Consider the following 14335-nt stretch of genomic DNA (forward strand, 5'->3'; position numbering starts at 1 on the left):
GGATGTCTATGTTGACGAACATCGATATCTGGTGCCAGTCTGGATCCGCCAGGACATCGACAAACGTCGAAGCAACTAGTCGAAGCAGCTACAGGGGAGCCCGCCGTGAACGCATCCACCGAAGCCCTGCCCGTCGTCGTGATCGGAGCCGGCCCGATCGGCCTCGCCGCCGCGGCCAGGCTCGTCGAGCGCAACATCGAGCCCCTCGTGCTGGAGGCGGGCCCCGCCGCCGCCTCCGCGGTCCGCGACTGGTCGCACGTACGGCTCTTCTCCACCTGGGGCGAGGTCGTCGACCCGGCCGCCGAAAAGCTCCTCGCCCCCACCGGCTGGACCAAGCCCGATGCCGCCACCTACCCCTCCGGCAGGGAGTGGGCCGAGCTCTACCTCCAGCCCCTGGCCGACGTCCTCGGCGAACGCGTCCGCTACGGCGCCACCGTCACCGGCGTCTCCCGCACCGGCCGCGACCGCATCGTCGACGCCGACCGCGACGCCCAGCCCTTCGTCATCCACTACACCGCCTACGACGGCACCGAGGCCCGCATCTTCGCCCGCGCCGTCATCGACGCCTCCGGTACGTGGTCCACCCCCGGCCCGGCCGGCGGCAGCGGCCTGCCCGCCCTCGGCGAGAAGAGCGCGGCCGACCGCATCACGTACCGCGTCCCGGACCTCAAGGACCCGGCCGTGCGGACCCGTTACACCGGCAAGCGCACCGCCGTCATCGGCTCCGGAGCCTCCGCCTTCACCGCACTCGCCCACCTGGCCGACCTCGCGAAGGAGCAGGAGGGCACCCACGCGGTCTGGATCCTGCGCCGCGGCATCTCCGGCTCCACCTTCGGCGGCGGCGAAGCCGACCAGCTCCCCGCCCGCGGCGCCCTCGGCCTCGCCGCGAAGGCCGCCGTCGACAACGGCCATGCCGACGCAGTCACCGGCTTCCGCACCGAGACCTTCGAGCGCGACGCCGACGGCCGCCTGATCCTCGTCGGCGAGGACGGCCGCCGCCTCGACCCGGTCGACGAGGTCATCGTCCTGACCGGCTTCCGCCCGGACCTCTCCTTCGTCTCCGAGCTGCGCCTCGGCCTCGACGAACGCCTCCAGGCCCCCACCGCGCTCGCCCCGCTGATCGACCCCAACCAGCACTCCTGCGGCACCGTCTACCCGCACGGCGCCACCGAGCTCTCCCACCCGGAGAAGGACGTCTACCTCGCCGGCATGAAGTCCTACGGCCGCGCCCCCACCTTCCTGGCCATGACCGGCTACGAGCAGGTCCGCTCCATCGCCGCCGCCCTCGCAGGCGACCACGAAGCCGCCGAACGCGTCGAACTCACCCTCCCCGAAACCGGAGTCTGCGGCGGCGCCGGCCTCTTCGACCAGCCCGCGGCCGCGGAAGAACCCGCCGGAGGCTGCTGCGCAGCCCCGGCCACCCTGACGATCGGCGCCCCCGCCTCCTCCAGCAGCTGCTGACCCCCGCGCCACGCCCCCAGGCCGACGCGGCCGCGACCGGGACGGGGCTCCGGTCGCGGCCACGCGCCACCCCGCCCGCCCTGTACGCCACACAGATCACCAGCTGGGGCCTCGTCTACTACGCCTCGCACGCCTGACCACCGACACCGGCTGATCCAACAACACCGCAACGGCCGGATTCTCCCTCGCGGTCCGGCATCCCCGCCCACCACCCCGGACGCTCAGAAACCCCAGGCCACAACCACGCCTTGGCCTCAGCCCGCTCCCACGGCAATCCATGCGACCACTCCCAGCACGATCCGCTAGGCTGTCAGCGGTCAGACGACTACCAGGCGTGTGCCCGGGAAAGTGTCCGCGAGGGCATCTCCACCTGGGTGTGCGCACGTCATCTGACCAGCATGTTTGTCGAAGCAACCCGCGCAACCCCTCCGGGGTTTCCGGCAACGCTTCCGACAAGCCCCCGCCTTCGTCGCCTTCGTGGGGCTTGACGGAAACCCTAGAACCGCAGGTCAGAGGCCTCTCTGCGAAGGCCCACGAAACGCCTGTCGGCCATTCCTGGAACGTTCAGCCCATCACTGCAGGTCAATGGCCTCTGACACTCCACGGCGAGGCCGGGATCCCGCAACACCGGAATTCACTGCTGCGGCACACGTCAGACGGTCCCCTGGAGCAGCGATGAACTCTGACGCTGCCGGTCAGGGAACCAGCGACAAGGCTCGCCGCGACTCTGTGGCGGAACGCTGACCACCGCCGTCGACCATCGTGATGGTGAGTCCGAAGAGCATCTTGTTCATCTCGTCCGAGGTGAGACCTAGCTCGGCGGCTACCGCGGCCGGCTTCACGCCTGTGGACCTCAGTCCCTGGAAGACCTTGGTCAGGACCTGGGAGGACTCCCGCTTCTTCATGCCCTCTGGTTCGGCCTTGCGGTAGCCCCGCGTGCTGAGCTCGGTGCAGACGGAACGGTACTGCCAGTCGGTGAGGAGTCCGAGATCGTGCATCCGGTAGGTCAGCGCCATTGCTGAGACCTTCCAGATCGTCTTGCCCTTGAGGATCTGGTCGACGTGGGCTCCGGCCGGCATGTGGCCGATGACGCTCGCTGCGGGCATGAGGAATGCGCTGGCGAAGTCGTTCGCCTGCCGCTCTGCCTCGGGTCCGGAGCACTCGCGGTCGCTGCCGTGCATGACGAGATGGCCGAGCTCGTGCGCCGCGTCGAAGCGGCCGCGCTCGACGGACTTCATCGTGTTCAGGAAGACGAAGGGATTTCGCCCCCGCCAAAGCGCGAAGGCATCGACTTCGGCGTACTCGGGCGCGAGGGAGAACACCCGGACACCGTGCGCTTCAAGAAGATGGACCATGTTGGGTGCCGGCGCGCTGCCCAGGCCCCAGCGAGTGCGGACCATCTCGGCCGCGGTCTCCGGATCGGGCTTTCCCAGGGAGGGGATGTCGGCAGCCGGCAGCCGGAAGCGCTCGTCGATCCAGTCGTACAGAAGGGCGGCGAGCGTGCCGGCGGCGCGGGCGGCATCCAGGGTGCGGGCTGAGGTCTTGCTTCGTGCCCTCCACGAGATCCCTTCCACCGGGAGTTCGTCGACCTCCGGACCTTCGAAGAAGTGCTCGGGGAAGTCGAGGGCCTCGGCGAGGCGTCCCACGGTGGTGCGGCGCGGCGTGGTCCGGCCCGTCTCGTAGTTGGACAGGCTCTGCAGGGAGACTCCCGCGAGCTCGGAAAGCTCCGCGAGCGTCAGGCCCCGGCGCTTGCGGGCCAGCGTGATGCGGGACGGGGTGACCATGGTGGGACTGCCTCAGGATCTGGGTGGTGCGGGTGGGGCGGCCAGTATCGCGGCCACCCCACATGACGGGCCTCAGCGAAACTCGACGGGGATGTCGATCTCGTCGGGTCCATCTTCGTCAGGTCGTTCGATTCCGTCCATCTTGATGACGGGCAGCGGTATCCGCCGGGCCCACTTCTCCACGAATCCGCGCTCGACCTGGACGGGCAGCGACAGCTCACTGTGAATCCGCACCGCGTCCTCGATCTCCACCCGGTAGGAGACGAGGAACCAGGTCTTCAGTGCCCGCGCCTCATCCGCGTCGAGGACAGCCTCATATGGCCCGACGGGGGTGGGGAAGAGGCCGGGCTGCAGGTTCGCCTCGGCCGCTCGCTCGGTGGCGGCACCCCGCTTGTGGAGGTTGGTGGCATGAAGGGTCTGTATGCCCGTGGCCGAGTCCCCGACCATCGTGCCGATCGCGAGCGTCTTCTGCGGGTTGCAGACGGTTTCGAGATGGTCGTGCAGGAGCCGCTTCCAGCCCTCGTGGCGGATGTGCTCCTCCCGAAGGAGCCGTACGTGCTCCTGGTATGCCCGGGTCCCGGCCGTGTTCGCCGGGTGGTTTGGAGTGGCCGTCCGTCGCGCCGCTTCGCCGGCATACAGCGCCGGGTGCAGGTACTCCCACTTCGTTCCGAGAGCCGCCAGCTTGGCTCGGATGTCATCGGGAACAGGGGCGACGAGGGGCATAGCCATGGAGCCTCCGGTGAGCGACGGAAGAACTTATAAGAAGGCTACCGCAGACGCGGCGTCAGAATTATAAGACCACCGCCATCACCCCATCACTGCTGCCGAGTTCACGGATTCACCCACCTCAGGCAACACCCTGGATGGCGCCCAACTCGCGACGGCTGCGACGTGCTGCGGCTGGAGTCCGACGTACGGATCGGGCTGAACGAGGAGGGTGGAGTGGCCGCGGGCGGTGCGTTCGGCGGCCCAAGCGTGATCGAGAGCGGTGAAGTCGTCGTCGATCCACACGGCAGGTGCTCTACCGAGCCACGCGTCGACGTGGTCGCGCTTCCACAGGTAGCCGTCGGGATGGCTGGTGGTGATCTGTGGCCGGGGAAGGTCGAGGTAGGGGAAGTCCGGCAGTCCCAGGAGCGGCCCGATGATGGTGGTGGCGTCCTTGCGCCAGCTCGTGCACCACACCGGGGTGACAAGACCGCTGGCCAGGAGGTCAGTGAGCAGCGGGCCGTGGCTGGGGTCGAGCCAGATCGGGACGGGGGCGTCGGGGTGCCGGCCCGTGGGCAGGACGGTGTGGCGGACGTGGGTGGGTGGGGTGCTGCCATCTGCAGCCGGGAACGGGATTAGGACGCCGTCGATGTCCAGGAGCAGGTAGGGCAGGGTCATCGGTGCCTCCGGGGTCAGCGTTTGCGGGCGGTGATCAGGAGGGTCGTCGGCCATGGGTCGCGGTGAGGATGCAGCAGTTCCAGCGCCGAGGTGATGCGCAAGCCGGTGCGGCCGAGGTGGGCCTCCCAGCGGTGGGCGTCGAACTCCCATCGGGCGATGGGTAGTCGGGTGTGGTCGGGCATGGTGACGTAGTCCTCGCGCGGACGGTCGTCCGTGGATGGTTGTCTTCCGGCCCGTGCCGGGTGCGGGACGGAGAAGGCCAGGACTCCAGCCGGTTTGAGGCGGCGGGAGATCGCGGCGAGCTGGAGCTCGGGGGCGACGAGGCCGACGGCGCCGAAGACCGAGTAGATCGCGTCGAAGGCCTGGCTGGTGGCCTGCAGGTGGTGCAGCGCGTGGCCGGCGGCGAAGGTGGCGCCGTCGAGGTGGCCGTAGTGGGAGCGGGCGCGGCGTATCTGGAGTCCGACCAGGTCGACGCCGGTGACGCGGGCCTGGTGGTGCTTGGCGAGGTGGGCCACGTTGTGGCCGGGGCCGCAGCCCAGCTCCAGGAGGTGCTTGCCGCGCAGGTCCCGTCCCAGAATCTCTGCTCCGGGACCGAGGCCCGCGTGGGTGCTCCACTCCATCCGGGCCGGTGCGGTGAGCGCCTGGGCGGGGGAAGCGGCTATGCGCTGGGCGGCGTGGGCGTACCAGGGGGAGATCTGGGCGAGCACCTAGACCTCCAGGAGTTGGACCACGTCGTTCAGGTGGCGGCGGACGACGGGGATGTACGCGGGGTCCTTGGCCGGGTCGTTGATCCAGCAGATGGCCTGTTCCATGAACCACTCCACGGCCCACATGCGGTGCCAGCCCAGAGCCCATGCCTCGGCGGCCAGGCCGCCCCGGGCGGCGAGGGCGTCCTCGTGGCCGCCCGCGACGACGTACTGCTCCAGGAGCACCCGCAGCCGGATGGGGCTCGGTGCGTCGGTGGTGCCGTGGTACGAGGCGAGGTCAATCAGGCCCGGGCCGGTGAAGGCGCGGGCGAAGTCGAGGAGGTGCCAGCCGTTCTCCCCGATGTGGATGCTCGTGGGGTGGAACTCGGAGTGGACCCAGCCGAACGGGTCGAGCGTCGCCCCCTGGACGCGAGCATCGGCCGCAGCGGAGACCTTCCCCAGTGCGGTCTCGATGTCGTCGCAGTCCGTCCATCGGTCGGACTTTCGCAGCCGCTGGAGGTGATCGAGTGCTCGGCCGGGCAGGGCCGCAAGGCCCGCGCCGTCGAGGAGGGGCAGGCCGCCCGCCGGGCGGGCGGCGTGGAGCATCACGGCGGCGGCGACGCCATCGAGGTCGTCGGCATCCCGTACGGGGGTGCCGAGGTCGTCCATGAGCATCCCGAGCCACTTGCCCTGCATGGCGGTGGCGTGGAGCTCGGGGACCGGGAGTCCGTGCTGGTGGGCTACCCGCAGAGCCTGGGCCTCGCGGTCGAAGGGCTCCTTGGCGTACTTGAAGACGGCGGTTTCACCGTCGGGGAAGGTGACGCGTTCGACGCCGGACATGCCCCAGATGCGGATGTCGGCGCGTTCGGGGATGGGCTTGCCTACGAGGGTGCAGAGGTCGTCCAGTAGGGCGGCGGTGAGGCTCTGGTCCATGGGGGTCTCCAGGGGCTGGTGGGCTCCGGGGCGGGCGAGCGGGTCAGCCCGCCCCGGAGCCGTACGGGGGTTGGGCGTTACTCGGCCGCGGTCACGCGGTGGGCGTAGACCTGCTCGATCCAGCCCGCCTTGAACTCGGCCAGGTCGTCAAGGAAGTTCGCCATCGAGGCACCGTAGGGCGCGACGACCCCGCCGGACTGGTTCGGTACGGACTGGCAGCCGTGCACGAGCCGGCCGCCGAGCGCGGTGTGGGCCTTGATGGACTCGATCCGGCGGTGCTCGTTGAACCAGCCGCCGTGGTAGACCTCGTCCAGCATTCCGCCCACCTCGTCGTCCAGGTCGAAGACGACGGAAGTGGCGGCCGGGAAGAACCAGCACGGGCCGACGTTGGAGATGTGCCCGTCCAGCTCGACCTTGTTGAGGGCCATGAGCGTGGCTGCCTCGCGCAGCATGCGCAGGTGATCGGCGGTGATCTGCGGCAGGCCGAGGACGTCCAGGTGCTCCTCGCAGAAGAGGTACGAGTAGACCCCGTACGCCGTCGCCAGCACGCGGGCGGCATCGGAGGTGGACTCGCCGTGGTTCTTGATGAAGTCGAGGGCGAGCTGTTCGACCGCGCTCTCGGTCGTCTCGTCCACGTCGAGGAGCTGGGCCCTGACCAGGTCCCAGTCGGCGACGAGCCAGGTGTTGGACTCGAAGCGGAAGAAGTACTCGGCCGGGTCGATGGTGATGCGCCTGCCGTCCACCTGGATGCCGGGCAAACGGCTCCAGCGCGGGTCGAAGGCGTCGGGCAGCTCGACCGTGATGGTCGCGGTGTCGATGATGTTCACCGGTTCTCCGTCTCTGATCAGCCGGGCCGGGGCATAGGAATGCCCGGACCCGGACAGGGCGTACGGAACGTGGATGCCGCCCGGTCCAGAGGGAGCCTGGTCGCGGTGGTGTGCCGTACCGGGCGGCTGTCGACAAGTGAACCGCCCGCTACGCAGAGTGGGTACGGTGTGACCGAGGCCAAGCGGTATACGCGGTTTACAGCTCCGGAGCGGAGACGATCGTGCCAGCGCTGAACATCCCTAACTCCCGCCTGCACGAAACGATCAACGCTGCCGGGTGCACGTACGAGGCACTCGCCAAGGATGTACGCCGCATCGCCGCTGAGAACGGCGACCTGCTCCAGACCAATAAGTCGGCGATCTCCCACTGGGCGAACGGCATCCGTACGCCTTCGGGTCAGGTCGGCCAGTACCTCGCCGAAGCCCTCTCCCGCCGCCTCGGCCGCGTCGTCACCCAGACCGAGATCGGCGTCCAGTCCAGGGATACCGAAGCTACCTCGAACGGCGACCCGGTCGTGACCGTCACCGACCTCGGCCGAGCCGACGTCGAACGCCGCCGTTTCCTCGCCATCGCCGCCTTCACCACGGCCGGTGTCGCCATGCCGCTGCTCCACGACCACGAAGCCACCTCCCGGATGCTCCGCGCCCGCACCGGCAGCTCCCTCGTCGGCGGCGAGGACATCGACGTCGTGCGGCAGATCACGGCCGCCTTCAGCGCCGCCGACGAACGCCTCGGCGGCGGCCACGGCCTGACCACCGTCACCGCCTACCTCGCCGACACTGCCGCACCTATGCTCCGCGGCCGTTTCCCCTCCGAAGCCTTACGCCAGGACGCATTCGGCGCCGTCGCCGAGCTGGCCTACCTCGCCGGGTGGAAGCATCACGACTTAGGCCACGAAGGCGCGGCCCAGCGCTACTACCAGGTCGGCTATCAGCTCGCCTGCGAAGCCGACCCCCACGGCCACGCGGCCTGGATGATGCGCGCCCTCGCCCACCAGTCCCTCAGCCTCAAGCAGCCACACCACTGCGTGGACCTCGTCGAGGGCGCCCTCACCCGCGGCCTCGGCCACGTCGACGGCCAGACCGAAGCCCTCCTCCACATCGCCCACGCCCGCGCCTACGCAGCCGTCGGCGAGAACCCCTTGGCCGCACGCGCCCTCCTCGCCGCCGAAGACGCTCTCCTGCGCGAGGACGGACCCCAGCCCAGCTACTCCCGTGTCAGCGGCCCCGCCGCCGGCACCGTTGCCAGTCACACAGCCCGCACGCTCACCGACCTCGCCGACCACATCGGCACCGAGCAACAACACCGCGACGCACTCACCCGCTGGGACCCGCAGAAGTACAAGCGCGTCCACGCCCTCACCCACGCTGACCTCGGCGACAGCCTCGCCGCTCAGGTCCGAGCCGACGAAGCGGTCGCCGCCTGGACGCAGGCCCTCGCCCTCATGGAGGGCATGACATCCGACCGCACCCGCAAGGCGATCACCTCGATCCGCTCCACACTCGCGGTCTACCAGCGCCGACGTGTCCCAGGCGCCGCAGATCTCGCCCGCCGCGCCCGCGAGGCCCTCGCCTAACATGCCCAACAATCAGCCCGATGAAGGGAAATGCTCCGTGGCTCAGCAGACTGACGACCGCTCCCCCGCCCTCAAGCCAGCGCTCGACTCAATGACCCTGCTGGTCGCCGCCGTCATCGTCCACGACGAGGTCAACAACCGCGTCGTGCTCCTCCAGCGCAGCGAGAACGCCAAGTTCGCCCAGGGCATGTGGGACCTCCCCGTCGGCAAGAGCGAGCCGGGCGAACCCATCACGGAAACGGCGGTGCGCGAGCTCTACGAGGAGACGGGCCTCGCTGTGAAGCCCGAGTCCCTCAAGGTCGTCCACATCATCCACGGCGCCTGGGGCGTCGAAGCCCCCAACGGCTTCCTGACCGTCGTCTTTGCCACCCACGAATGGACCGGCGAACCCGAAAACCGCGAACCCCGCAAGCACTCCGAGGTCCGCTGGGTCGACACTGCCGCTCTGCCGGGCGAGTTTGTCCCAACGACCCGCAGCGCATTGCTCGCTTTTCTCTCCGACGGGCCGCAGGTCTCGCTCAACGGATGGCTTTAGATCGAAGACAGGAGCGTCATGTCCGGTTCACCTTGGGATTCAGCTCTCCCGCCGATCAAGCCCTTCTACCCCTTCAACGGTGTCGGTGAGCCGGTCGGCCTTCACCACGGAGGAATCGGCGGTGTGCAGGACACCCATCTGCCCGGGGAAATCATTCTCCAGTGCTCGCCGGCCCTCAGCCTCGACTGGACTGTCACCCCAAAAGCAGACTCCCACCCCTACTCCGGGAACACGGCCACCCTGCGAATCCAGCGGCCCTACGGGGAGGCCGAGGTACATGCCTGGGTCCGGAACCACGACGAAGGCTGGACCAACGGGGCCACTCTCGGCGATGGCGAGGCGCCCCTCACTCGCATCGTGGCCCACTGGTTCAACCTCCCTCGGTTCAAAGGCCAGCAGCATCTGACAGAACGGATCGACGGTGCTCATCGGTCCTGGTCCGCCGGCCGCTGGTCCCACGAAGTCGACGGCTGGAAGATTCTTCTGGACGTCCGGCCGGACCACGGAGAGATCTGGGACGAGCTGATCAAGACCCGTCTCTACGCGATGACACACACGATGGAGATCAGCCGAGCCGACGGGCAACTGTTCACCGCCACCGCGGCAGCCCACGTACTCACGGCCCTGCAGTTCGGAATGTCCTTCAGCCTGGGCCGGTGGGTCGCCCCGCTCCTTCCGGTCGGTATCGGGGCCGACGGAAATGCTGCTTGGGAAGACTGGCGAGTCCTGCACTGCGACCCTGCCAAAAAACTATCCTCCGGCTGGTGGCAGCCGTGGGATGCCGATGCGCTGGCCCGGTTCATGGACGGTCTCGTGCCGGCGTTCTCCGACCCCATCAAGTCCGAGCCACTGCGACTTCAGATCAGCTACGCGATCACCGCGATCCAAGACACTGGATTCGTGGAACAGCGCGTGATGATCGGCGCCGCTGGGCTGGAGCACGCCATGTGGCAGAGGCTCGTCCTGACCGGGGTGCTCACCCGCGCTGAGTACAAGAACACCAGAGTGTGGAAGGCGCACAAGAAGCTACGCAAGGTCCTCCAGGGGATCAACGCCCCCATAGACATCGACCGGACCCAGCTGCCCGCCATCGCAAGCTTCATCGACGACGCTCGACAGCGAACCGGGGAACAATTGGATGGACCGGACGTCGTGACGAGGATCCGCAACTCACTCGTGCACCCTGAGGAAGCACAGGAGAAGATCTACCGGATCCCGGGCCTGATCATGGAGACATGGCTGCTTACCCGGCACTACCTGTCTCTGCTGGTCCTTGAGTCACTGGGCTACCAGGGCCCACACCAGAACCTGGCGAGGATTCACGGCTGGGCTGGCGAGACCGAGGACACTCCGTGGTCATGAGTCGGACCTAACCGGAGGCCCGTCCAAGTCGTTCGATGAAGTCGGCGATTCGATCTAGCGCCTCCGCCAGGCGGTCCGGCGGGACCGTGTAGGAGATGCGGACGTGGTTCGGGGCCGCGAAGTCGGCGCCCGGGACGACGGCAACGTTGGCCTCCGTGAGGAGGAGCTTCGCGAAGTCAGCCGCAGAGATGACGGTGCGATCCGCCAGGGTGTGGCCGTAGGTGCCGGAGACGTCGGCCAGGAGGAAGAAGGCTCCCGTCGGGTCGCCGTCGACCTCGATGCCCTGGATCGCTGCCAGGGCCTTGAGGGTGGTCAGGCGGCGGTCGTCCAGTTCGCGGCGCCGGCGTTCCAGCTCGGGGGCGAGGTCCGCGGTCAGGGCGCCGAGGGCTGCCTTCTGGGAGATGGAGGACGGGGCTGAGGCAGTGTGGCTCTGGATGGCGGTGATGGCCGCCGCCACGGGGGTGGGGGCGGCGACCCAGCCGATGCGCCAGCCGGTCATGGCGAAGGTCTTGGAGACGCCGCCGATGGTGAGGGTGCGCTGGTCGGCCTCGGGGCTGAGGGCGGCGACGGAGGTGTGTTCCGAGTCGCCGAAGACCCAGTGGTCGCAGATCTCGTCGCTGATGATCGCCAGGTCGTGGTCGATGGCGACCTGGACGAGGGCGGCCAGTTCGGTCCGGTCGTAGACGACGCCGGAGGGGTTGGACGGGTTGTTGAGGAGCAGGACCCGGGTGCGGTCGGTGACCGCGGCGCGCAGCTGGTCCGCGGTCACCTTCAGTCCGGCGCCCGGGGCGGGCTGGACGGGGACGAGAGTGCCTCCGGCCAGGGCGGCGAGGTGGGGGTAGCTGACCCAGTAGGGAGCCGGGATGAGGATCTCGTCGCCGGGTTCGACGAGGGTGGTGAAGGCGTAGTGGAGGGCCTGCTTGGCTCCGGCCGTGATGACCACCTGACCGGGCTCGTACGCCGTCCCGTGCCGGTTGATGAAGTCGGCTGTGGCAGCCCGGAGTTCGGGGATGCCGGCGGCCGGTGTGTAGCGGGTGAAGTCGGTGGCGATGGCGTCGAGGGCAGCCTGGGCCGCGGGTTCGACGGTCGGGAAGGCCGGCTCGCCGCTGGTGAGGTTGATGACGTCCACTCCCTGCGCGATCAGCGCCTTCGCCTGGGCGTCCAGGGCGGCGGTCGCGGACGGCGGGACCTGCGCCGCCCGCAGGGCCAGGCGGATGGGGCTGATCGCTTCGGGGGCGGGCGTTGCTGTGCTCACGGCGGTCCTCGGGGTGGGGTTCGGTGCGGGTGTGGGGGCAGGGGGGTCAGATGCGTGCGCCATGGAGGGCGAGTACGGAGTCGTGGGCGCGGCGGAAGTCGTCGGAGCGGCTTACGGGGTCGCTGACTTCGGCGCAGCCGTCGCAGAAGCGGACACGGGCGACGAAGGCGTCGTTGCGGGCCCGGCGGAACTTGCGGATGGAGCGGCGAATGGACGGCATGACATCCTCAATTCATAGATGAGCGTCTATGGATTGAGGATGACAGAACACATAGACAGTCGTCAATGGATTTGGCGGCGCGTCCCGCCTCCCGGTCAGATCTGGACGGCGGGGGCTCCCATCAGCCAGATTGGGCGCATGATCGAGCCCGCACCTGCCCGGAAATCCGCCTCCTGCTGCCCTGAACCCATGACCGCCGTCGAAGCCGAGGATCTGGCGGCCGCGTTCAAGGCGCTGGCCGACCCGGTGCGTCTGCGGATCGCGAGCATCGTGGCCTGCTGCCCCGCCGGCGAGGTCTGCATGGGCGAGATCGCCGCAGAGTTCTCCGTCTCGGGGCCGACCATCAGCCATCACTTGCGGAAGCTTCGGGAGGCCGGGGTGCTGTCCTCCGAACGGAGGGCGAACGAGGTGTACTACCAGGTGCGTTCCGATCGCCTGGACGCCCTCATCAGCCAGCTTTCTGCAATGAAGGCGACGCTCGCACAGGACTCCTGCGGCGCCCCTGCCTGATCCGTCACTGCCGGGCGGCGCATAGAGGCCCGATTCATTTCAGCAATCGAGCCCGTATCTCAGCAGTGGACCAGCGCTCCGGCGCCCCGCCCCGGACATGGCTGCGGCCCGCCCCGGAGCAGGGGGCGGGCCGTTGCCGTCTGTTGCGTTGGGCCTTCAGGCCGGGTGGATCAGGAGAGCCACAGCGGGGCGAGGAAGCCCATGACGCAGGCGCTGAAGAAGAGGATGCCGACGACCAGGGAGACCACGCGCCAGCGGGCGATGAGCAGCATGCCGCTGATGGCGCCGACGCTGGTACCCGCGCCGGTGATCAGGAAGGCCATGGCGGGGCCGGGGGCCATGCCGCCCTGCATGAGCGTGGCGACGAGCGGGAGCGAACCGTCCGAGTTGAGGTAGACGGGGATGCCGATCAGGGCGGCCAGCGGGACGGCGAACGCATTGCCTTCGCCGAGGAAGCCGGTCAGGACGTGGGTGGGGATCGAGTTGATCACCAGGAACCCGAGGGTGGCGAAGCCGAGGAAGTAGAGCGCCAGGCGCTTGCTGGTGACGGCGAGTTCGCGGCCGAACTCGTCCAGCTTCCAGCGCTTGACCAGGGTGTCCTCCTCGACCGGGGCCGGGGCGGGGGCCGGGGCGATGGGGCGGTTGAGCAGCGCGGTGCGGGCCAGGCCGCCACCGCCACCCGCGGGGTTGCCCGCGCTCACTCCGCCGCCGGCGACGCCGCCGGTCGCTTCCTCGTCGTCTTCCGCGCCGCAGCAGCCGCCCTCTTCGACCTTCTTGGACGCCTGGCTGGCCGTGACACGTGCCTGGCCCTTCAGCCAGCCCGTCTTCTCGATGAGCCAGGTCACGCCACCGGCGAAGAGGCCGATGCCCATGGCGGCGACGAAGAAGGTGGTCGCGAAGTCGAAGCCGAACAGGCCTATGGAGTACACGTACTCCTCGGGGCTGGTCATCGGCGAGGAGACCATGAAGGTGACGACCGGCGCCCAGGGCACCTCGGAGGCGAGGGCCCCCAGGACGACGGCCGTGGTGCCGCAGGAACAGAACGGGGTCAGGGTCGCCAGGATGATCGCGCCGATGATCGCGATCAGGGTCTTGCGGCGCAGGAAGGACGAGAGCTTGTCCGCGCCGATGTACACCGGAATGGCCGAGGCCACGATGACGCTGATCAGCAGGAACGGCCAGTTCGCGGCGATGGAGTGGCCGACGTCCGAGGCCGTGCGGCCAAGGATGTCGAGGACGGTGTCAAGCACGGGGGGCTCCAACTCAACTCATAGACGGCTGTCGATGGGTTGAACTCTGTCGGATTCATAGATGACTGTCAATGCGTTTGGGGAACAATCCATAGATGGCCATCGTTGGATCGGGTATGCCTACGCCCATCTCGGAGCTCTGCTGCTCCCCCGTGCTCGCCGGTCCGCTCACCCATGAGGCGGCCGACGACCTCGCTGCCGCGCTCAAGGTCGTCGCCGACTCGACCCGACTGCGCCTGCTCGGGCTGATCCGCACCCAGCCCGGCGGGGAGGCATGCACCTGTGATCTCACCGAGCCGCTGGGGCTGACCCAGCCGACGGTCACGCACCACCTCAAGGTGCTCTTCGAGGCGGGCTTCCTCGAGCGCGAGCGCCGCGGGCGCCAGACGTACTACCGGATCGCGACCGGCAGCATGACAGTGCTGTGCCAGGCACTGGACCCCTCGCCGGAACTACTCCCCTCCTGACCCAACTCATTTCAGCCAAGGGCCCGTTGCCTTCACGCCACGCGTGAGGAACGGGCCCTTCGGCATGTTCAGGCATGAGGATGCC

Annotated in this window: 15 protein-coding genes; 6 read left to right on the plus strand and 9 right to left on the minus strand. The window is 68.8% G+C overall.

All coding sequences use genetic code 11. The annotated features are described in order from the left end of the window. Positions 1–105 precede the first annotated feature (105 nt). Positions 106–1461 (plus strand): NAD(P)-binding domain-containing protein, encoded by a 1356-nt coding sequence (locus tag OG490_RS15445; RefSeq protein WP_330296866.1) that lies wholly within the window; start codon positions 106–108, stop codon positions 1459–1461. Between the two features lie 695 nt (positions 1462–2156). Here OG490_RS15445 and OG490_RS15450 read toward each other — a convergent pair. The 6 genes from OG490_RS15450 to OG490_RS15475 form a co-directional block, all read right to left on the minus strand. Beyond that, the gene (locus OG490_RS15450) at positions 2157–3245 is read right to left on the minus strand and encodes a helix-turn-helix domain-containing protein (RefSeq protein WP_330296867.1); all 1089 of its coding nucleotides are present in this window, start codon (positions 3243–3245) and stop codon (positions 2157–2159) included. Between the two features lie 72 nt (positions 3246–3317). Then, positions 3318–3974, minus strand: coding sequence for a hypothetical protein (locus tag OG490_RS15455; RefSeq protein WP_330296868.1), 657 nt, complete (start codon positions 3972–3974; stop codon positions 3318–3320). Between the two features lie 78 nt (positions 3975–4052). Then, positions 4053–4628 carry an HAD domain-containing protein gene (locus OG490_RS15460; protein WP_330296869.1) on the minus strand — a complete coding sequence of 192 codons (576 nt, stop codon included), beginning with the start codon at positions 4626–4628 and terminating at the stop codon, positions 4053–4055. Positions 4629–4642: 14 nt separating this feature from the next. Then, positions 4643–5335, minus strand: a complete 693-nt coding sequence (locus OG490_RS15465; protein ID WP_330296870.1) for an SAM-dependent methyltransferase — start codon at positions 5333–5335, stop codon at positions 4643–4645. Beyond that, entirely contained in the window at positions 5336–6247 is a 912-nt protein-coding gene (locus OG490_RS15470; protein ID WP_330296871.1) for an aminoglycoside phosphotransferase family protein, read from the minus strand. Between the two features lie 77 nt (positions 6248–6324). Continuing rightward, positions 6325–7074 (minus strand): hypothetical protein, encoded by a 750-nt coding sequence (locus OG490_RS15475; RefSeq protein ID WP_330296872.1) that lies wholly within the window; start codon positions 7072–7074, stop codon positions 6325–6327. A 221-nt stretch (positions 7075–7295) separates the two neighbouring features. Here OG490_RS15475 and OG490_RS15480 point away from each other — a divergent pair, with 221 nt between their 5' ends. The 3 genes from OG490_RS15480 to OG490_RS15490 are packed head-to-tail and all read left to right on the plus strand — an operon-like array spanning position 7296 to position 10548. Beyond that, complete coding sequence (locus OG490_RS15480; RefSeq protein WP_330296873.1) at positions 7296–8651, plus strand: tetratricopeptide repeat protein; 1356 nt, start codon at positions 7296–7298, stop codon at positions 8649–8651. 1 nt (position 8652) lies between these two features. After that, the gene (locus OG490_RS15485) at positions 8653–9186 is read left to right on the plus strand and encodes an NUDIX domain-containing protein (RefSeq protein WP_330296874.1); all 534 of its coding nucleotides are present in this window, start codon (positions 8653–8655) and stop codon (positions 9184–9186) included. An 18-nt stretch (positions 9187–9204) separates the two neighbouring features. Beyond that, positions 9205–10548 carry a hypothetical protein gene (locus OG490_RS15490; RefSeq protein WP_330296875.1) on the plus strand — a complete coding sequence of 448 codons (1344 nt, stop codon included), beginning with the start codon at positions 9205–9207 and terminating at the stop codon, positions 10546–10548. Positions 10549–10555: 7 nt separating this feature from the next. Here OG490_RS15490 and OG490_RS15495 read toward each other — a convergent pair whose 3' ends face one another. Together OG490_RS15495 and OG490_RS15500 are read right to left on the minus strand one after the other, a co-directional pair. Further along, positions 10556–11803: a pyridoxal phosphate-dependent aminotransferase gene (locus OG490_RS15495; protein ID WP_330296876.1), complete on the minus strand. Its 1248-nt coding sequence runs from the start codon at positions 11801–11803 to the stop codon at positions 10556–10558. Between the two features lie 46 nt (positions 11804–11849). Then, positions 11850–12023 carry a hypothetical protein gene (locus OG490_RS15500; protein WP_330296877.1) on the minus strand — a complete coding sequence of 58 codons (174 nt, stop codon included), beginning with the start codon at positions 12021–12023 and terminating at the stop codon, positions 11850–11852. A gap of 189 nt (positions 12024–12212) precedes the next feature. Here OG490_RS15500 and OG490_RS15505 point away from each other — a divergent pair, with 189 nt between their 5' ends. Then, positions 12213–12533, plus strand: coding sequence for an ArsR/SmtB family transcription factor (locus tag OG490_RS15505; RefSeq protein WP_330296878.1), 321 nt, complete (start codon positions 12213–12215; stop codon positions 12531–12533). A gap of 170 nt (positions 12534–12703) precedes the next feature. Here OG490_RS15505 and OG490_RS15510 read toward each other — a convergent pair whose 3' ends face one another. Next, positions 12704–13783: a permease gene (locus tag OG490_RS15510; protein ID WP_330296879.1), complete on the minus strand. Its 1080-nt coding sequence runs from the start codon at positions 13781–13783 to the stop codon at positions 12704–12706. Between the two features lie 116 nt (positions 13784–13899). On the opposite strand from OG490_RS15510, the gene OG490_RS15515 reads away from it, so the two are divergent. Next, complete coding sequence (locus OG490_RS15515; RefSeq protein ID WP_330296880.1) at positions 13900–14250, plus strand: ArsR/SmtB family transcription factor; 351 nt, start codon at positions 13900–13902, stop codon at positions 14248–14250. Positions 14251–14335: the final 85 nt, after the last annotated feature.

Origin of the sequence: Streptomyces sp. NBC_00503, assembly GCF_036346895.1 — a bacterium.
In the GTDB taxonomy this organism is placed as follows: Bacteria; Actinomycetota; Actinomycetes; order Streptomycetales; family Streptomycetaceae; genus Streptomyces.

Coding starts and splice junctions, on each gene's coding strand:
- OG490_RS15455 (WP_330296868.1), bottom strand. CDS start 3,974: ATGGCTATGCCCCTCGTCGCCCCTGTTCCCGATGACATCCGAGCCAAG.
- OG490_RS15450 (WP_330296867.1), bottom strand. CDS start 3,245: ATGGTCACCCCGTCCCGCATCACGCTGGCCCGCAAGCGCCGGGGCCTG.
- OG490_RS15470 (WP_330296871.1), bottom strand. CDS start 6,247: ATGGACCAGAGCCTCACCGCCGCCCTACTGGACGACCTCTGCACCCTC.
- OG490_RS15490 (WP_330296875.1), top strand. CDS start 9,205: ATGTCCGGTTCACCTTGGGATTCAGCTCTCCCGCCGATCAAGCCCTTC.
- OG490_RS15485 (WP_330296874.1), top strand. CDS start 8,653: ATGCCCAACAATCAGCCCGATGAAGGGAAATGCTCCGTGGCTCAGCAG.
- OG490_RS15515 (WP_330296880.1), top strand. CDS start 13,900: ATGCCTACGCCCATCTCGGAGCTCTGCTGCTCCCCCGTGCTCGCCGGT.
- OG490_RS15500 (WP_330296877.1), bottom strand. CDS start 12,023: ATGCCGTCCATTCGCCGCTCCATCCGCAAGTTCCGCCGGGCCCGCAAC.
- OG490_RS15460 (WP_330296869.1), bottom strand. CDS start 4,628: ATGACCCTGCCCTACCTGCTCCTGGACATCGACGGCGTCCTAATCCCG.
- OG490_RS15505 (WP_330296878.1), top strand. CDS start 12,213: ATGACCGCCGTCGAAGCCGAGGATCTGGCGGCCGCGTTCAAGGCGCTG.